The 19,393-nt window shown below is 42.7% G+C and carries 20 protein-coding genes and 1 other annotated feature; of the genes, 15 read left to right on the top strand and 5 right to left on the bottom strand.

The genetic code is table 11. The features are described from left to right. Positions 1–165: 165 nt before the first annotated feature. Positions 166–732, bottom strand: a complete 567-nt coding sequence (locus DXB77_RS09330) for an aminodeoxychorismate/anthranilate synthase component II (RefSeq protein ID WP_008401724.1) — start codon at positions 730–732, stop codon at positions 166–168. Then, on the bottom strand, positions 729–2,216 hold the full coding sequence (gene trpE / locus DXB77_RS09325; RefSeq protein WP_118663093.1) for an anthranilate synthase component I: 1,488 nt from the start codon (positions 2,214–2,216) through the stop codon (positions 729–731). The genes DXB77_RS09330 and trpE overlap by 4 nt, the downstream gene beginning before the upstream one ends. Positions 2,217–2,366: 150 nt before the next feature. Beyond that, positions 2,367–2,615 (bottom strand) — a binding site (T-box leader). 123 nt (positions 2,616–2,738) lie between these two features. Here trpE and DXB77_RS09320 point away from each other — a divergent pair. Beyond that, positions 2,739–3,185: an Ig-like domain-containing protein gene (locus tag DXB77_RS09320; RefSeq protein WP_182430040.1), complete on the top strand. Its 447-nt coding sequence runs from the start codon at positions 2,739–2,741 to the stop codon at positions 3,183–3,185. 441 nt (positions 3,186–3,626) lie between these two features. On the opposite strand, the gene DXB77_RS09315 is transcribed toward DXB77_RS09320, so the two are convergent. Then, positions 3,627–3,866, bottom strand: coding sequence for a hypothetical protein (locus DXB77_RS09315; RefSeq protein WP_182430041.1), 240 nt, complete (start codon positions 3,864–3,866; stop codon positions 3,627–3,629). Between the two features lie 214 nt (positions 3,867–4,080). Between DXB77_RS09315 and DXB77_RS09310 the strand changes: the two genes are divergently transcribed. The 14 genes from DXB77_RS09310 (at position 4,081) to DXB77_RS09250 (ending at position 17,037) form a co-directional block, all read left to right on the top strand. Continuing rightward, a complete protein-coding gene (locus DXB77_RS09310) occupies positions 4,081–4,455 on the top strand; it encodes a GntR family transcriptional regulator (protein ID WP_033121791.1) in 375 nt (124 codons plus the stop codon). Continuing rightward, positions 4,455–5,297, top strand: a complete 843-nt coding sequence (locus DXB77_RS09305) for an ABC transporter ATP-binding protein (RefSeq protein WP_033121792.1) — start codon at positions 4,455–4,457, stop codon at positions 5,295–5,297. Before DXB77_RS09310 ends, DXB77_RS09305 begins: the two co-directional genes overlap by 1 nt. A gap of 1 nt (position 5,298) precedes the next feature. Continuing rightward, positions 5,299–5,928 (top strand): ABC-2 transporter permease, encoded by a 630-nt coding sequence (locus DXB77_RS09300; RefSeq protein WP_118663092.1) that lies wholly within the window; start codon positions 5,299–5,301, stop codon positions 5,926–5,928. 19 nt (positions 5,929–5,947) lie between these two features. Then, positions 5,948–6,190, top strand: a complete 243-nt coding sequence (locus tag DXB77_RS09295) for an AAA family ATPase (RefSeq protein ID WP_033121794.1) — start codon at positions 5,948–5,950, stop codon at positions 6,188–6,190. 13 nt (positions 6,191–6,203) lie between these two features. Then, positions 6,204–6,527, top strand: coding sequence for a cyclophilin-like fold protein (locus tag DXB77_RS13025; RefSeq protein WP_182428835.1), 324 nt, complete (start codon positions 6,204–6,206; stop codon positions 6,525–6,527). Positions 6,528–6,908: 381 nt separating this feature from the next. Further along, positions 6,909–7,097, top strand: coding sequence for a hypothetical protein (locus DXB77_RS09290; RefSeq protein WP_033121795.1), 189 nt, complete (start codon positions 6,909–6,911; stop codon positions 7,095–7,097). Between the two features lie 103 nt (positions 7,098–7,200). Beyond that, positions 7,201–8,817 carry a recombinase family protein gene (locus DXB77_RS09285; protein ID WP_118663091.1) on the top strand — a complete coding sequence of 539 codons (1,617 nt, stop codon included), beginning with the start codon at positions 7,201–7,203 and terminating at the stop codon, positions 8,815–8,817. A gap of 182 nt (positions 8,818–8,999) precedes the next feature. Further along, positions 9,000–9,812 (top strand): Ig-like domain-containing protein, encoded by an 813-nt coding sequence (locus tag DXB77_RS09280; RefSeq protein WP_182439470.1) that lies wholly within the window; start codon positions 9,000–9,002, stop codon positions 9,810–9,812. A gap of 202 nt (positions 9,813–10,014) precedes the next feature. Next, entirely contained in the window at positions 10,015–11,028 is a 1,014-nt protein-coding gene (gene pta, locus DXB77_RS09275) for a phosphate acetyltransferase (protein ID WP_021944306.1), read from the top strand. A gap of 324 nt (positions 11,029–11,352) precedes the next feature. Further along, positions 11,353–12,447: a hypothetical protein gene (locus DXB77_RS09270; RefSeq protein WP_117807905.1), complete on the top strand. Its 1,095-nt coding sequence runs from the start codon at positions 11,353–11,355 to the stop codon at positions 12,445–12,447. Between the two features lie 87 nt (positions 12,448–12,534). Then, positions 12,535–13,374, top strand: a complete 840-nt coding sequence (locus DXB77_RS09265) for a DUF6734 family protein (RefSeq protein ID WP_309295076.1) — start codon at positions 12,535–12,537, stop codon at positions 13,372–13,374. Positions 13,375–13,384: 10 nt separating this feature from the next. Then, on the top strand, positions 13,385–13,852 hold the full coding sequence (locus DXB77_RS09260) for a GtrA family protein (RefSeq protein ID WP_008401732.1): 468 nt from the start codon (positions 13,385–13,387) through the stop codon (positions 13,850–13,852). A gap of 230 nt (positions 13,853–14,082) precedes the next feature. Next, positions 14,083–15,321: a beta-ketoacyl-ACP synthase II gene (fabF, locus tag DXB77_RS09255; protein WP_117807902.1), complete on the top strand. Its 1,239-nt coding sequence runs from the start codon at positions 14,083–14,085 to the stop codon at positions 15,319–15,321. Positions 15,322–15,327: 6 nt separating this feature from the next. After that, positions 15,328–17,037, top strand: a complete 1,710-nt coding sequence (locus DXB77_RS09250; protein ID WP_118663089.1) for an acetyl-CoA carboxylase carboxyltransferase subunit alpha — start codon at positions 15,328–15,330, stop codon at positions 17,035–17,037. An 86-nt stretch (positions 17,038–17,123) separates the two neighbouring features. On the opposite strand, the gene fucO is transcribed toward DXB77_RS09250, so the two are convergent. Both fucO and DXB77_RS09240 read right to left on the bottom strand, forming a co-directional pair. Beyond that, positions 17,124–18,272 (bottom strand): lactaldehyde reductase, encoded by a 1,149-nt coding sequence (fucO, locus tag DXB77_RS09245; protein WP_117807899.1) that lies wholly within the window; start codon positions 18,270–18,272, stop codon positions 17,124–17,126. 188 nt (positions 18,273–18,460) lie between these two features. After that, positions 18,461–19,330, bottom strand: a complete 870-nt coding sequence (locus DXB77_RS09240) for a DMT family transporter (protein ID WP_118663088.1) — start codon at positions 19,328–19,330, stop codon at positions 18,461–18,463. Positions 19,331–19,393 lie beyond the last annotated feature (63 nt).

Here is a 19,393-nt window from a genome sequence, read left to right as displayed (position 1 = left end):
ACATTCTGACTTGCCAAAACAGTGGCATTTGAGACCGCCGGTTCTTGATGGTGCGTTAGCAGCATCTTAGTACCGCTGCAGGTCTCAACGAGCGGAAGCGTCCACTGGTTGGTAATGTCAGGAATGTTTAATCATAGAAATATAGTGCTGATTGCAAATGTTTGATTATGCCTCTAAAAAGTTTCGTAAGATGATCGTTCCTTTTGGTGTCAGAATCGATTCCGGATGGAACTGGACACCATATATTTCATAATCCTTGTGTTTGACTGCCATGATCTCATCATCGTCGGTTCGGGCAATAACGGTAAGAACATCCGGGAAGTTTTCTTCGGAAGCGGCAAGGGAATGATATCTGGCAACCTCGATCCGTTTCTGAAGTCCCTTGAACAGTTTGCAGTTGATGTCGACATTTGCAACGGACATTTTGCCATGCATCAGCTTTTTGGCGTATGTGATCGTTGCACCGTAGGTTTCACAGATTGCCTGATGTCCGAGACAGACACCAAGGATCGGAACCTTGCCGGCAAAATAGGAGATGGCTTCTTCACAGATACCTGCATCGGAAGGCCTTCCGGGACCCGGTGAAATGATGATCTTATCCGGATTCATTGCTTCAATCTCCTGACATGTATATTCGTCATTTCGTATCACCTTGATGTCAGGATTGATCTTTCCTACAAGCTGATACAGATTGTAGGAAAAGCTGTCATAATTATCGATCAGTAATATCATGCTTCGTCACCTCGTATCTTCTGAGAATTAATCAATGCATCCGTTACGGCTTTTGCTTTGTTGATGCATTCCTGGAATTCGTTTGCCGGTACACTGTCGGCTACGATGCCGGCACCGGAACGGACAAATACTTTATGTCCCTTGCGGTATGCGATTCGGATCGCGATGCAGGTATCCAGATTTCCTGAGAAATCGATATAACCGATCGCGCCGCCGTAAATACCTCGTTTGTTATTTTCAAGCTCGTTGATGATCTCACATGCCCGGATCTTCGGTGCACCGGATAAGGTTCCGGCCGGAAGAACCGCATCGACAGCGGAGATCGCATCCAGATCCTCACGGAGTGTTCCGCGTACGGTAGAGCCGATATGCATAACGTGTGAATAACGCTGGATGGACATGTACCGTTCGACTTCGACCGTTCCGAATCGGCTGACCTTTCCGAGATCATTTCTCCCGAGATCTACTAACATGTTGTGCTCTGCAAGTTCCTTTTCGTCCTTCATCAGACCTTTTTCCAGTTCCAGATCTTCAGCTTTTGTCTTTCCTCTTGGTCTTGTGCCTGCCAGTGGAAATGTGTGGAGGACACCATCCTCTACCTTAACCAGAGTTTCAGGGGAAGCCCCGGCAACCTCGATCGTGTCACCGTCAAAGTAGAACATGTAAGGAGATGGGTTTGTGCTTCGGAGCAGCCGGTAGGTATCGAACAGGCTTCCTTCCATTTCGGCTTCCAGTCGGTTGGAAAGCACGACCTGGAAAATATCTCCTTCATATATATAGTGCTTTGCCTTTTCTACCATCCGGCAGTAGGCTTCTTTGTCAAATAATGGTTTGAATTCTGTCTTAAGAACAGGAGCAGGAATATCGGCTTCTGCGCCATGGAGAATGAGTTCTTTCATTTCTTTGATATCTTGTAAGGCTTTCTGATATCCTTCTTCGATATTTGCTGTGTTGGCATTTGCGATCAGGATCAGCTTGGATCTTACATTGTCAAATGCGATCACCTTGTCAAATAACATCAGGTCGACATCCTGAAATCCTTCCTCGTCCTTTGCATCAAGCACCAGCTTCTTTTCACTGTATTTCAGATAGTCATAAGAGAAATATCCAACCAGTCCGCCGGTGAAGGTAGGGAAGCCTTCGATCTTCGGACTCTTATAATCTTTTAAAACCTCACGGATAAAGATTTCCGGATGGATGCCGGAGGTCTCTTTGATGACTGCTCCGTTCTCATCCTTTAATGTCAGTGTTCCGTTCATACAGGTGATATCCAGTTTTGGACTGTATCCAAGGAAGGTGTATCTTCCCCAGAGCTCCTGATTCTCCACGCTTTCCAGAATGTAGCAATGCTCATTTTCCGCTTTCAGTTTCTTCAACAGATTGATCGGAGTGATGATATCAGAGAGCATCTCATAACAGACCGGAACCATGTGATATCCCTGTTTCGCATATTCTTTTGCTTCGCTAAGTGTTGGTCGTATCATATGTTTCACCTCGTTCATAAATAATAGTTTAATAAGTTATTTGAAATTGTTCATGTATGGTGAGGTGCGCTTTGCCTGATCTGCTTTTTATAAAAAGAAAAAGCACCGTCAGAAGATTGTATAAAAAAATCTCATCCAAAAGCAAAACGCTTATAGGACAAGATACAAATACAACACTCCTGCGGTGCCACCTATATTCATCAAAATCTGATGCACTCAACCATATACTAACATATATGTACTTTCTATAACGGGAAGTCTCCGTCGCCCCTACTAGATTCGCTCGTTCGGTTTGCCCTCGCAAGTCCATTCACTTAAGAAATCATCACTGCAATCTCACCACCTGCAGTTCTCTGGACATGTTGTTCATAAGCTACTCTTCTTGCTCATTGGTTTGTTTTATTGTATTCATATTGCACCAGTATGATATATTTGTCAAGAGAAAATTTGTACAAAGAATTGAGTTATCTACAAAAAAACATTATACTAATCTTTATAATACAAAGAATGAGGAGGAAAGATATGAAAATAATAAAAAAATGTATTATATTTATAATTGTAGCAAGTTTGTTATTAACAAATTATGTAGGAGTTGTTAAGGCGAAAACAATTGAAGATTGTAAAACGATTTTATTTGATGTAGAAAATGAATATACAATTAACAAGGATGAATGTGTATTATATATAGGTGAAAGTCTACAGTTGGAAGTAAAAAAGAATGGGGAATCATTTCATGAAATAATATGGACGTCAGATGATCCTTTGATTGCAGAGGTTGATTCAAATGGAAAGATAACTGCTCATGGACAGGGTGAGACCACTATTGTTGGGGAAGTAGAAGATGATTATGTATTGTGTTATGTGACGGTTAAACAAGAATATATGTTAAATAGAACATCGATAAAAATGGTTGAAAAAGATTCATATCAATTAAGTGTTTCTTATAAGAATAAAAAATGTTCTAAATGACAGCCTTGCATAAAGCATGACAAGAAAAACAGCGGTGCAGACAATTAGAAATCGAAAAAGCCACATTCCGATGACTGGGCAATCCAGCACATCAGAGTGTGGCTCTTTTTATAGGCGGTCAGAGTTGCTTTCGGTTTTCTTTTGTAAGGCCGGAGATAGACAGATAGGTGAAATGACTGTTGTGATAAGAGTTGAAATATGACGGTTTTCCCGTTTTTAAACGGCGTTTGAAGTGCTGGCTGTGTGTTTTCCTGTTCAGTCGGCAAAACGGCGCAGAACGCAAACAAAGGCCGATTTTTACCTTTTTTCTGCCGCCGTTTAGCAACCACTCTGCAAGGCATCGTTTGCCGTTGTTGGGTTATCCGTTATCGGGAAAATCCACGCGCCAATTAAGTAATTACAAAAGAAAGAATTACTGGCTCTGTAAATTATCTATCTATTTTAGCAATGCGCATTTTCATATGCTTTTCGGATTTCCTCCGGCAAGTGGTCGGGAATCAGTTCCTTTAGTCTGTCCTCACTGCCGTCCTTGATTGCCTGCTCATAATACCAGCACTTGAATTTCAGCATATTCAGCGCCCGGTTCATGTGCGCGATCTCCGCTTCCATGTGGGCTTTCCGTTCCTCAAACATGGCTTTTCGCTGCGGGTAGGTGGCCGATCCTTCTACACACCAATCCATTCCTAACGGATACCAACCGAAGAAGAATTGCTGTCAAAGTGATGGCAATTTTTCTTTTTCGGCAAGTATTCAAGAAGTCATTAAGTCGTGAGTATAGTCGATGTGATAGAAAAATTATCTCATCATATCGGTTGCAACTTTTTTATGAACTCTATTGACAGCCCAGTCTCGACTGTATATAATAGCTATACACAGAATTAACAGAGGTGATGGCGTGAATATTTTGATTGATAATAAAAGTGGAACACCGATTTACGATCAGATATATTCTCAGATTAAAAGTCAAATTATCAGCGGCGCACTAAAGCAGGACGAATTGCTGCCGTCGATACGAGGTCTTGCGAAGGATCTTCGTATAAGCTTTATTACGACAAAGCGTGCATATGAAGAACTGGAAAGGGAAGGCTTTATTTACACTTTGCCTGCTAAGGGGTGCTATGTAGCTCCTAAAAACATAGAACTGCTGCGAGAAGAAAATCTGAAAAAGATTGAAGAGTATATTGATGAGATTGTCAAACTCGCTGTTTCCTGCAATCTAAGCAAACAGGAAATTATAGAAATGGTCAATTTCAGTCTGGAGGAACAATAATGAACGCACTTGAGATTAAGAATCTTACGAAGTCATACCCCGACTTTACGCTCGACAACTTAAATCTGACACTGCCAAGTGGCTGTATTATGGGGCTTGTTGGCGAGAATGGTGCCGGTAAAAGCACCACCATAAAGCTCATTCTTGATATGATTCACAAAGACAGTGGTAGTATTACCATTCTCGGAAGGGACAACGGGGACAATATTAAACTTACAAAAGAGGATATCGGCGTTGTGCTGGACGAGGTGGGTATCCCTGAATGTTTGACCGTTAATCAGGTCGGAAAGGTAATGAAGCATACCTTTCAAAACTGGAACGATGCCGAATATTCTCGACTGGTACAGAAACTTGCACTGCCGGACAAAAAGCAGTTCAAAGAATTTTCTCGTGGAATGAAGATGAAGCTGGGAATTGCCGTTGCTATGTCCCATAACAGTAAGCTACTGATTCTGGATGAAGCGACATCAGGGCTTGACCCAGTGGTTCGTGATGAAGTTGTTGAGATGTTTAGCGAGTTCACAAGAGATGAAAGCCACTCTGTTCTCATTTCTTCTCACATTGTCAATGATTTGGAAAAGCTTTGCGATTATATCGCATTTTTGCATAAAGGGAAGCTTTTGCTGTGTGAAGAAAAAGATTTATTGCGGGAGGAATATGGTCTTGTTCATTGTTCCATTGATGAATTTCAGGCGATTCCATTCAACTCCGTTAAGTATAAAAAAGAAAATGCTTACGGCGTGGAAGCAATGGTGTTGAGAAATGCTGTTCCTTCCGATATTCATATCAGCCCAATCAGTATCGAAGAACTGTTTGTATTTATGGTTAAGGAGGCGAAATAACATGAAGGGACTTCTATTGAAAGATTGGTATATGATACAGAAGTATTGCAGATCATACATTCTCATTACCGCTGTTATTATTGGGATATCCCTTGCAAATGGTGAGAATTTGTTTTTTACATTCTATCCCTGTATGTTGTGTGGTATGATCCCTGTTACCCTGCTTGGATATGATGAACGTAGTGGGTGGATGCAGTACAGCGGGACAATGCCCTATGCAAAAGAACAAATCGTTTCTGAAAAATACTTAATCGGGGTACTTGTTCAACTAACTATGTTGCTCGTTACGGGAATTGCACAAGCAACAAAAATGATGATTGCCGGTGATTTTGTTCTTGGAAAGCTTGCTGTCCTTATGCTGTTGATGCTGGTCGTATCAATGCTTGCGTCCTCCATACCGCTCCCGTTCATATTCAAACTGGGTGTGGAAAAAGGAAGGACTGCTTACTATGTGATGATCGGTTTTGTATGCGGTGCAAGTGTTTTGGCAACCAGTTTCTTCAGGAGTCAGCTTGGGATAGAAATCAAACCCAACTTGGTGTTGGCAATACTTGCTGTCGTTGGAGTTGGAGCATGTGCACTTTCTTGGCGTATGGCTATCACTTTTTATAAAAAGCGTGAGATACAATAATAAACCTTAGCTAAATGAAATGACTGTCAGTGTACCTCTTGAAGTTTTCAAGGCAAGTGAAATTGAGCAGAAAGAAGTGCAATGGCTGTGCTATCCGTATATTCCGTTCGGCAAAGTTACGCTGTTGCAGGGCAATCCCAGCGATGGAAAAAGCAAGCTAATGCTTTCCATTGCCGCCCTGCTCTCAAAGGGCGAACCTCTGCCCTTTACCGAAACGGAAGCAAACGAGCCTATGACTAACCGTTCTATGGGAAGACAATGAGACCGTCAGCGAGGTGCTTACAGCGGCGCAAAATGGTGCGATTGAAGTTTTTGCTTCGCGCTATGGCGGCTTTGAGCAGGTCGGCAGTCTGTCGCAGAGTTTTTCAAGAAACGATGTCCAGACAACGACGCAGCCGGGAGATATCGTTTTATATTCCGGCAATCAGCTTGTCATATTCTTCGGCTCCAATTCGTGGAGCTATACGCGTCTGAGCCACATTGAAGGACTTTCTACTGATGAACTGACCGCATTGCTGGACAAAGACGTAGCAGTTATTGAAATAAAAACGGCTAAAATAACAATCGATCATAAGGGCTTGGGACTTTCCCAAAAATGAAAACAGAGCGTTTCGGCAGTCAGCCGGAGCGCTCTGTTTTTCCGGTGTGGGGCCACACAGGATTTGCTTGCTACTCTGCAAGTAAATCCCGGTCAACCCACGCCGTTTTTCGCAAGTGTATCTACACTTGCTGTGCTTGCTCTTCCTCCAACAATCGCATTGACTCGAACGTTTGTTCTTGTTATAATTGGAATGAGAGATTGAAAAAAGCCTTGGAATGCAGTTGATTTTCATTGGCAAATGGCGGCATCGCCGCCTTGATTACCGGCTTGCACAGGCGAACGAGCCTGTCAAGGACGCGCAGCGAGGCAAAGCCAATTCCTTGACAGATTTGCTCGGCTGTGCTACCAGCCATCCCGAAATTACGGAGGACATACGAAGATGAAAACAGACAATTTCTGCAAAGAGAACCGTCCCGAAGCAAAGAAAAAATTGCGTCTGCCCGATCAGTTGGAGCTGGTGATGGAGGACGGGACTGTGTATCGTGTACGCAGCTTCTTTGTCGCAGAGCAGCAGATGGGGGACGTGCTGGATGCCCTCTCCCTCGAAAAAGTCAATCGGGAGAACTGAATCCCGGCACATTGCCCAGTGGAATCTATAGCCGTGCTGTGGTATAATCATTGCAGATTTCTGATTGTATCACGCACTGCATTTCGGGAGGTTAAATAAGAAAATGCAGGAAAATTATATCGTTGGTATTTACGCACGGCTGAGCCGGGACGATGAGCGTGCCGGGGAATCCGTGTCCATAGAAAATCAAAAGGAAATGCTCTCCCGCTATGTGCGGGAACAGGGTTGGACGCTGTACGATTATTACTGTGATGACGGCGTTTCGGGTACGACCTTCGACCGTCCGGGACTGAACCGACTGGTGCAGGACGCCACGGATCACAAGATCAATCTTGTCCTCTGCAAAGACCTATCGCGCCTCGGTAGAGATTACATCGAAGCGGGCAAGTACACAGACTTTGTGTTTCCGTCCCTCGGCTGTCGATTCATCGCTTTGAACGACGGCGTTGACACGCTCCGCAAGAACAATGAGATGCTGGTCATTCTGAAAAATGTGATGAATGACCTCTACGCGCGGGACACCAGCAGCAAGATCAAGGCAGTGAAGCTGTCCATGTTCAAGAGCGGCAAGTATGTCGGCTGCTATGCGCCCCTCGGCTATAAGAAAAGCGAGGCGGACAAGCACGTTCTTGAGATCGATCCGGTGACGGCTCCCGTGGTGCGGCACATCTTCGATCTGCGCTTGCAGGGGTACGGCTTCCGCAAGATCGCCTTGCAGCTCAACGCGGAAAAAGTCCCTGCGCCAAGGAGCTTCTATTACATGGCGGAGGGGCGGGAAAATCTGCGTGGCGAGACACCGTTCTGGAACGATGTGACGGTCAAAACCATTCTCCGCAATGAGGTTTATATCGGTCACATGGTACAGAACAAGACCGGCACGGTGTCCTACAAAAACCACAAACAGGTCAGCAAACCGGAATCCGAATGGATCAAGGTGGAAAACACCCATGAGCCGTTGATCCCACAAGAGACGTGGGACGCCGTGCAGCGGATGGACAACCACCCGGTAAGAGGGCGCAGCGGCAAGAGCGGCACGGTTGCCCTCTTTGGCGGTCTACTTCGGTGTATGGACTGTGGATCGTCCATGCGGTATATGCGGGACTATCGCAAAAAGGTTTCCGAGAAAGAGCCGGAATACAAGGCGTATGTCTGCAACCGCTACGCATCGGGCGGCAAAAATGCCTGTTCGTCCCATTACATCAACCAGAAGGTGCTGACGCAGATCGTCATGACAGACATTCGTTGCAAGGCAATGTGGGCGCAGAACAGCCGTGAGACGCTGAGGACGCAGCTTTTAGCGAGGGAACAGAGCGCCAGCGTGGAGCGCACCAGAACATTGCAAGCAGAGCTGAACGCCATCGGCAAACGGCTTCCGGAGCTGGATAAGCTGATTCAGTCCGCTTATGAAGATAAGGTTTTGGGGCGCATCCCGGAAAGCGTGTGCGTTAATCTCCTCAATCAGTATGAGGCCGAGCGCCGGGAAAAGCAGGAGCGCCGCAAGGAACTGACAGAACAGCTTGCCGCCCGCCTCGAAACAGAATCCTCTGTGGACGCATGGCTGGACATGATGCAGGATTACGCCCAGCTTGAGGAATTAGACCGTCCCACGCTGGTGCGCCTGATTCAGAAAATTGAGATCAGCGAACGCTATACCGTGGACGATCACGAGGAACGCGATATTCACATCTACTACAATTTTGTCGGATACATCGAAGCATAAGCCGTCATTCTTTATTCGAGGTTGACTAACCAATTGTTTGGAAATCAAAAAATTCTCAAATTGCAGATGTAGATAAAAATGGAAAGATAAAAGCAAGAAAAGCAGGATCAACAAAGATATGCGCAACAGTAGAGGGGAAGGAAATATATTGTAATGTTAAAGTAAAAAAAGTGCAATATACATTGAGTAGTAATCAAATACGTTTATATATAGGGCAAAGCAAAAAAATTAAAGTTAAAACAAATGCCTCAAATAAAAAATTTAAAGTAATATGGAAGTCACTTAATAATAAAGTTGCAAAAATTAGTAAGAATGGCAAAATTCAAGCGGTAGGAAAGGGAAAAACAAGAATATACGCATTGATAAATGGAAAACGGTATTATTGCTATGTGAATATCTTAAAAAAGAAGCCTACATACGGAGAAATAACTAGAAAAGCAAAGACAATGAATGATTCCAAAAATGGAATTACTTATAAGACCGTTGATGCTGGAAATTTCGCAAAATTATTAGGGACTAAAGCAACATCATTGTTTTATAATGAGGAACAGTTATATATTTTAAATGGAGATTTTCAACCATATATAAATATAGTTAAAAATGGAAGTACAGCAAAAATTAACTTGAAAATGTTCTTTAATATTACGGCATTTTCATATGAAAAATTTGATGTTGAATATAATTATTGTGAATTTATATCATCGAACCGAAGAGTCAAATTCAGTATGCCTGATTATAGTGAAAATAGCTTTTATAACTATAAGAAAGATTTGTACGAAACTGATTATCAAAATAGTATAGATATTTCATCTAATACTAATAAAAATACTGAAAAGTTAAATAAGTTAATTAACATTATGTCATCTGGAAAATTTACTATAAAATTTACTAATGATGACGGTGGATGGTGGACTATGGAAGTAAATAATTCGAGTGTAATCAAAAATTGGATAAAGATTTTAAAAGATTATAAATTGTTACTTTCATTATATTGAAACTAAATTTGAATAATAATTATGTTCGAAAAAAGGTACAATTATTTCGATGGAAAACCTTGTTTATTCGTTAAAAATCACTATAATAAAAGTAAGATGACTCGCTATGCGCAAGTATAGCTTTTAATACTGAAAATATACGGAACGTGTATATAATGCATGATATATGATTCGTATAAATAATCAATGGAGGACTATAATCGTGGAAGAACGTAAAAATTTTGGTTTCGGTGTATTGATCGATATTTTGAAGAAAAATCCAAAAACAATTGTTTTGACTGAAGGTACTGATCCCCGTATTCTGGAAGCATCTTCGAGACTTCTTGCAAGTAACTTCCTGCATCCGATTCTTGTAGGAGATCCTGATAAGATTTATGAAGTTGCAGAGGAAAGCGGTTTTAATATAAGAGGTTCCGAGATCATCAATCCAAGGAATTTTGATCGTATGGATGAGATGGTCGAGATGTTCTGTGAACTCAGAAAGAGCAAGGGCGTGACACCGGAGCAGGCAAGAGAGATCCTGTATCAGAACAACTACTTTGGTACGATGCTTGTTAAGATGGGGATTGCAGATTCGCTTCTCGGTGGTGCTACATATTCAACAGCAGATACAGTAAGACCTGCTTTACAGCTGATCAAGACAAGACCGGGCAACACACTGGTTTCATCCTGTTTCATTCTGGTACGTCCGTTTGCAACAGGTGGTAATGAAGTGTTCGCTATGGGTGACTGTGGTATCAACATTAAGCCAAATGAAGATGAGCTGGTTGAGATCGCAGAGGAGACTGTTCGTTGTGCAAGAATCTTCGGTGTAGATCCAAAGGTTGCTTTCTTAAGCTATTCAACCTATGGCTCCGGTAAGGGCGAAGATGTGGATAAGATGAGAAATGCAGCAAGAAAGACAAAGGAACGTAATCCTGATCTTCCAATCTCCGGTGAGATCCAGTTCGATGCAGCCGTATCACCTAGAGTTGCAAAGAAGAAATGTCCACAGTCAGAGGTTGCAGGAAATGCAAATACCTTTATCTTCCCTGATATCAATGCAGGAAATATCGGTTATAAGATCGCACAGAGAATGGGTAACTTCTCAGCATATGGCCCGATCCTGTTAGGACTTAATTCTCCTATCAACGATCTGTCCAGAGGATGTACAGCAGATGAGGTTTATTCTATGGCGATCATCACAGCAGCATTAGCAGATAATAAAGATGCGTAAAGTGTAGATAGATAAAAGCCGGACACTATCTTTTTAAACCAAAGATAGTGTCCGGCTTTTATCTACTGTCTAAAGATGATTATTCTATTTGCAGGAATTCTGCGGCTGTTAATATTTGTGGCTTTTGCAGTTTTGATTCTGCTGATTTTTCATTGCAAGAAAGTGTGATTTTTCTTGAAATAAATGGGTAAATGGTTTACCATAATATCATGAGTATTTAGTATGGGATTGTAGCGCTTTTTTAGCGTGAAGGGCGAACAAATGACGCCTGTGAGACAGAAAAATTGGGACAGCATATTTGTGGGTGTCAGAATGGAGATTTGAATGAATTTCGTATATTCATTGTTTTTGCAGAGAACTGGAGAGGAACTTTCACAATTTGATAACAGAATTTCTAACATGCTTCCAGTGGCTGCCGGTCTGGTTTTTTTTGATATGCGAAACTATCGTAATGATAATGGGGAATTTAATGTTTATATAGAGTGGAATGAGGAATTGAATTCCATCCTGAATGACAGACTGCCTTCGGGTGGTTATTTTATAAAGGCAACAAGAAAACAGGCAAGACAGTTGGAAGAAAAAACAGGTGGAATTCCTGTTTATATGAAGTTGATCGCACATGAGGGCAGGCTGTATCCGTATCGCACATATGTGATGTGGAATGGCAGGCCTTTTAGTGTGGAATTTAACGGAAATATATTGATCCCGGTTGATTATAAGAAGAAAGCAGAGAACGTGAGGATACAGGGTTCGCAGAATGGCGGTAAAGGAAATCGTACGGATGTATCTGGAAGCCAGATGAGCAGTCAACGAAGCTTATTCGGTACAAGCCAGAGCAAAATATTAGCAGGCAGTCAACATGGAACTTTTGTTGGTAGTGAACGTGAATTCTGGACAAGCAGTAGTCGACCTTGGATGTATGAGTGGGAATATGAGAATGGCAGCCAGAGAAGTCTATTCGGTGGTAGCCAGAGAAGTCTGTTTAGGACAAGTCAACGTGGAAATTTCTTTGGAAGTCAAGGTAGATTTTGGGGGACAAGTCAGCAGGGATTCCTTTTTGGAAGTCAGCGGGAGTTTTTGACAGGTAGCAATCGGGGATTCTTTTTTGGAAGCCGGAACGGCTTTTTCTATGGCAGCAACCGAGGCTATCTGACGGGTAGCAATCGTGAATTCTGGACAAGCAGTAATCGACCTTGGATGTATGAGTGGGAATACGAGAATGGCAGCCAGCGTGGATTTTTAGCAGGCAGCCGGTACACACCGACATTTTATCAGGCAACAGATGGCGGGGCAGATGATTATGATATTCCGCATTGGTATTACATGCCGCCGGAATGGCAGCTTATAAACCGGTCAAAACGACCATGCAGCAGAAAAGGCGGAAACAGCACATTTGGCTATGGGCTGGATTTAATATAGAGCGGAAGCACCCCTTGACTGAGAAGGTCAAGAGTCTGCAGCTAATCAATATTTAGCTGGTTTTCAATTATTTTGAAAGGACAACATATGGAAGGATTTCATTCTTTATGGTCAAAACCTTATATGGCAGGGAGACATACAGAAGAGTACTGGATGCAGGACTATGAAGTCCTTACGATGATCCTTTCGGCGTTGATGTGGAGAAAACACAATGGGGGGATCCGTTTGTGCGCCGATGCAGAAGCAATCGCATTTGTCGAGAAAATGGGTCTCTACCACATCTGGAATCTCGGAATCGAGGAAATTACAGTGCCGGAAGCGGTACCGGAAAAGGTGTTCTGGGCAGCCGGCAAATTATATTCATTGAAAAAAATGCAGATGCCAGCGGTCATGGTGGATCTGGATCTGATCATCTGGAAAGATATACGGAATATTATAAAAGATACGGATATCTGTGCAATACACAGAGAAGGGATATTCCCTGATGTGTATCCGGGAAAAGAGTTTTTCCATATGAAGCAGGAGTATCGGTTTGACCCGGACTGGAGCTTTGAGGTTCTTCCGGTCAATACCTGTATGTTATATATCGCGGATGAAGCGTTTAAGAATTATTATGTTGACAGTTCGATCACATTTATGGAGAATTGTCTGGAGACAGAGGAGAATCTTTGCCATATGGTATTTGCGGAACAGCGGCTTCTTGCGATGTGCGCAGAGAAGCAGGGAAAGCAGATATCATCTTTTTTTCCCGGTTCGGCACAGATCGAGAACCAGGATATCTTCACACATTTATGGGGCTATAAGAACATTCTGAAATTCAATTATAAAGAAAGGGAAGCTTTTAACCGTAAAATGTATGATCGCATCGTCCGGGAATTTCCGGAAGAAGAGACGACACTCAAGCAGCTTCCGATATCAGGACTATAGGGAGAATGGTATGAAACTTTTACGCAAAATACCAAAGGAAATATACATATATATCGCATGGGGCATACTCGTAGGGGCAGTGAACTTAGGGTCTGCCTGGTTTTTTATGTACAAATGCGGGATAAATGAGATCTATGCCAATTATATGTCGTGGATTTTGTACAACTATGTGTCATTTGCGACAAACCGCAAATCTGTATTCCACACAAAGGCAGCCACGGTAAAGGCATATTTTATCGAACTGGCATTATTCTATCTGAGCCGGGTATCTACACTTCTGATCGAAACGGGAATTATCTTTGCGCTTGTCACCGGACTGAAATGGAATGCGATGGGCGTTAAGGTGTTTACATCGATCCTTGTGATCTTTTTGAATTATTTCATCAGTAAGAAATTTATCTTTTCTATTCAATACGAAAAGAAAAATAGTGGAGAAATGTTGTCGGAAGACGAAGTATGTCGTGAAATCGTGAGATAATTAATAAAAACTTTACAAGATTTATTTCCATATTTTTGTAAAATGTAGTACAATATCGGCGTAACCATGCATTCTGTGCAGTATGTGTGGTTTATACATAAGCTGACAAAGTAAATTTTTATAGAATTTAACAATGCAGGATTTCTTCTATATCTTTCACAGATAATCTGGATGGTATACATATGGAAGAAAATGGAAATCATACTTTATATTAAGGAGAATTATTGAATATGAGTAGAAGAGTAGTGATTACAGGAATGGGAGCGGTTACTCCACTTGGCTTGAATGTGGATGAGTTCTGGAACGGCTTAAAAGAAGGCAGACATGGTTTTGGACCGATTACACAGTTTGATGCATCAGAATATAAGTGCAAGGTTGTAGGTGAAGTAAAAGGATTTGTAGCAAAAGATTATATTGATCCAAAGGCTGCAAGAAGAATGGCAAGATTTTCACAGTTCGCGGTTGCAGCAGCAAAGGAAGCAGTTGCAGATGCAAAGCTTGACATGACAGCAGAAGATCCATACATGGTTGGAACCTGTGTTGGTTCCGGTGTAGGAAGTCTTCAGGAACTTGAAAGTGCATATGAGAAGATCATGACAAAGGGACCGAATCGTGTAAGCCCATTTACAGTACCTATGATGATCAGCAATATCGCAGCAGGTAATATTGCGATTCAGCTTGGCTGCAAGGGAAAGAGTATTGATGTTGTTACAGCATGTGCATCCGGTACAAACAGTATCGGTGAAGCATTCCGTACAATTCAGTATGGAGATGCAGATGTAATGATCGCCGGTGGTACAGAAGCAGCAGTTTCACCGATCGGTATCTCGACATTTGATGCATTAACAGCGTTGTCATCATCTGATAATCCGGACAGATGCTCAATTCCATTTGATAAAGAGAGAGATGGTTTCGTTCTTGGTGAAGGTTCCGGTATCGTGATCTTAGAGGAACTGGAACATGCTAAGAAGCGTGGCGCAAAGATTTATGCAGAGATCAGCGGATACGGATGCTCCAGTGATGCATTCCATATCACAGCACCGGAAGATTCAGGCGAGAGCCCTGCAAAAGCTATGTTAAATGCTGTAAAAGATGCAGGCGTATCCCCGGAGGATGTTGCATATATCAATGCACACGGAACCAGTACACATTTAAACGATCTGGTTGAGACCAGAGCAATCAAGAAAGCATTTGGCGATCATGCAAAGGACATCAAGATTAATTCTACAAAGTCTATGACAGGACATCTTCTTGGCGCAGCAGGTGCGATCGAATGTATCGTTACAGCAAAGACGATCGAGGAAGGCTATATCCACAGAACCCGTGGTCTTCATGAGAGTGAAGAAGAACTGGATCTTGATTATTGTAAAGAGCCATATGAGCAGGAGGTTGATTGTGCGATCAGCAATTCTCTTGGATTTGGCGGACATAATGCATGTATTCTTTTACAGAAATATAAGGAGCAGTAAAAAGAAATGTTATTTATTAAGAAAAAGGCAAAAGAAGCCGAGATGGAAAAAATGAAGGCTGTCGAAACAGAACAGCCAAAACCGGAGACTGTAAAATGTCCGAAGTGTGGAGCTGAGCTTGATAAGCAGAGAGTTGTAAAGGCAAAATATATCTGTTATGAATGTGGTTCTTATTTCCGTGTTAAGACAAAGAACCGTATCAAGATGGTAACAGATCCAAAGTCATTTGAACCATGGTTTGAAGATATGCCGATGTCAAATCCGTTAAATACAGCCGGATATGAGGATAAGGTTAAGGCTGCGCAGGAAAAGACAGGACTGAAAGAAGCGGTTACAGTCGGTAAGGCTCTGATCAATGGTGAGCCGGCTATGATCGGTATCTGTGATGCCAGATTCCTGATGAGCAGTATGGGCTATGTTGTTGGTGAGAAGATTGCCAGAGCGGTTGAGCGTGCGACAGAAGAAAAGCTTCCTGTATTCATGTTCTGTTGTTCCGGTGGTGCCAGAATGCAGGAGGGTATCATTTCCCTGATGCAGATGGCAAAAACCTCCGCAGCATTGAAGAAACATTCGGAAGCCGGATTGTTATATGTATCGATCCTTACAGATCCTACAACCGGTGGTGTAACAGCCAGCTTTGCAATGCTTGGCGATATCATCTTAGGTGAGCCTGGTGCTCTGGTTGGATTTGCAGGCCCTCGTGTTATCAAGCAGACGATCGGACAGGATCTTCCGGAAGGCTTCCAGCGTTCAGAGTTCCTGGTAGAGCATGGTATTATTGATGGTATTATCACCAGAGATAAGATGAAGGATACCATGTATCAGTTGATCGTTACACATAAACAGAGAACCGGTTATGCAAACTTCGATAAGGAAGAAGACGAGAAGTTTGATATCAGCGAGATCTTAAAGGAGAGATTGACTTCTGTTGAGAATAAGACTCCTTGGGAGAAAATTCGTGGTACAAGACAGATGACTCGTCCTTGCGCACTTGATTATATTGATTATATCTGTGAAGATTTCCATGAGATCCATGGAGACAGAACAATGAATGACGATAAAGCGATCGTTGGTGGTATCGGTCATATCGATGGACAGCCTGTAACAGTGATCGCACAGGTAAAGGGTTCCAGCATGACAGAGTGTATGGAGCGTAACTTCGGTATGCCGCTTCCGGATGGATACCGTAAGGCACTTCGTCTGATGAAACAGGCAGAGAAGTTCAATCGTCCTATCATCACATTTGTAAATACACCTGGTGCATTCTGTGGACTGGAAGCAGAGGAGCGTGGTATGGGTGAAGCAATCGCAAGAAACCTTTACGAGATGTCAGCCCTTAAAGTTCCTGTACTTTGTATCCTGATCGGTGAAGGCGGTAGTGGTGGAGCACTTGCTATGGCAGTTGGTAATGAAGTATGGATGCTTGAAAATGCAGTATATTCCATTCTTTCACCGGAAGGCTATGCATCTATTCTCTGGAAGGACAGCAATCGTGCAGAGGAGGCGGCAGAGGTTATGCAGCTTACCGCACAGGATCTTTCAAGACTTGGTGTGATCGAGAAGGTTATTCCTGAGTATGGCGGAGCAGATAAAGAATCTGTCCCATATATCGGTAAATTTATTAAGATGAATGCAAAGGAATTCCTGAAGAAATTCGATGGAATGAGCGGCGAGGAGATTGCTGCTGCAAGATATAAGAGATTCCGTGAGATGTAAATAAAATAAAAAACAGGGATATAACGTTGAGGGCATCATAATGATTATGATGCCCTCGATGTTACATCCCTGTTTTTATATAAATCCTAGATCAATGACTCGTACAGCTTGGTGATATCCTCAACGCTTGTCTCCTTTGGATTGCCTGGGCGGCATGCATCATCATATGCAGACTGAGCAAGGAAAGGAATATCCTCCGGTTTTACGATATCTTTTAAGTCGGCAGGAATTCCAACATCCTGTGATAGCTGACGAACAGCATCGATGGCTGCCTTTCTATATTCTTCCTGTGTCATATCGTCAACGCCGGCAACTCCCATAGCACGGGCAATCTCACGATATTTCTCGCCGGTTGCTTCTGCGTTATATTCCATAACAGTAGGAAGGATGATCGCATTTGCAACACCATGTGGTGTATCGTACAGAGCTCCCAGAGGGTGAGCCATAGAATGAACGATACCAAGACCTACATTTGAAAATCCCATACCGGCAACATACTGGCCAAGTGCCATATCAGCTCTGCCTTCCGGTGTATTTGCTACAGCACCACGAAGGGAACGGGAAATAATCTCGATTGCTTTTAAGTGGAACATGTCAGATAATTCCCATGCAGCAGCGGTAATGTAACCTTCGATCGCATGTGTCAGGGCATCCATACCGGTTGCAGCAGTCAGACCCTTTGGCATAGAACTCATCATCTCAGGATCAACAAATGCAACGACTGGAATGTCTTTTGGATCCACACATACCATTTTACGGTTTTTCTCTACATCTGTGATAACGTAGTTGATCGTAACCTCGGCAGCAGTTCCGGCTGTTGTAGGTACAGCGAAGATAGGTACGGATTTATTCTTGGTAGGAGCAACGCCCTCAAGACTTCTGATATCAGCAAAATCCGGATTTGCGATCACGATTCCAACGCCCTTTGCTGTGTCCATGGATGATCCGCCACCGATCGCAATGATGTAATCAGCTTCAGCAGCCTTAAAAGCAGCAACACCAGACTGAACATTCTCGATCGTAGGGTTTGGTTTAATGTTGGAATAGATCTCATATGCAAGACCTGCGTTGTCCAGAACATCTGTTACTTTCTTAGTAACACCGAACTTAATAAGATCAGGATCAGAGCAGACAAATGCTTTCTTGAAGCCACGGCCGATAGCCTCTGTAGCGATCTCTGCGATTGCGCCTGCTCCATGATAAGATGTTTCGTTTAATACAAATCTGTTAGCCATATAAATAATACCTCCTATTATGTAACTGTGTGCAGGTGACTTGTATATACTGCACAAATCAATTTATATATTCTCTACAAAAACAAGGCAAAAACACCTGTTAAGTATAGTGTAATACACTTTGCTGTTGTTGACAATATACAAATAACAAGAAATATTATAGTAATAATTATAAATAATATCTAAATTTACTTGCCGGCTGCATCTGCTTTTAATCCTGCGCGCCAGTTCAGATAAGAAATGCCGATGATAACGGCATACCCGATAAAGCTCAATGCATCCGGTATCTGGCTGAAGAAGATGAAACCAAGGATTGCCGAGGTGATGATCTGCGAATAATCGAAGATCGATATTTCCTTTGCCGGAGCATGTGAATAAGCAGCCGTGATCGAGAACTGACCGACAGCAGCGGAGGCACCTGCCATTAACAGACAGAACAACTGGAAAAATGACATCGGTTTATAAAAGGCGATCACAAATGGCAGCATGACCAGAGTCGAAAATGCGGAGAAAAAGAATACGATCTGTGGATTTTTTGCACCGTGGTTGCTTAGATATCTTACTGCCGCATAAGCAGCGCCTGCACCCATACCGCCGGTAAAACCGATGAGACCCGGAGCAAAATCAGCGAAGTTCAGGGATGGTTTGATAACAAATAAAGCACCGATGAATACCCCGATCAGAGCAGCATATTGTTTCAGACTTGCCTTTTCCTTTAACAGGAAGATCGAGAAGATAACAGCGGCAAACGGTGACAGCTTATTTAAGATCGAAGCATCGGCGATGTTCATGTGATCGACTGCATAGAAGTTACACATGATACCGAGTGTGCCGCAGATCGACCGCATAAACAGCATCGGAATATGTCGTTTCTCATAATGCAGTCCGACATCACTTCGGATCAGGACAACAAGCGCTATGAATGCTGCGACCAGGTTACGGAAAAATGCTTTTTCAATCGTAGGAAGATCGCCGGATAATCGTACGAATACGTTCATAAAAGAAAAACCGACACCGGCCAGAATTATATAAAGAATTGCTTTTGTTTTCTCTCGCATATAAAAACACCACTTTCTGTTTGTTAGATATTTGCGAAAATAAACAGTATTTTCGCATTATGC

The sequence above is a fragment of the Clostridium sp. OM05-9 genome (assembly GCF_003481465.1).
GTDB lineage: Bacteria > Bacillota > Clostridia > Lachnospirales > Lachnospiraceae > Coprococcus > Coprococcus ammoniilyticus.
Note: the sequence above shows the minus strand (reverse complement) of the source record. Positions and strands in the feature narration are given on the sequence as shown.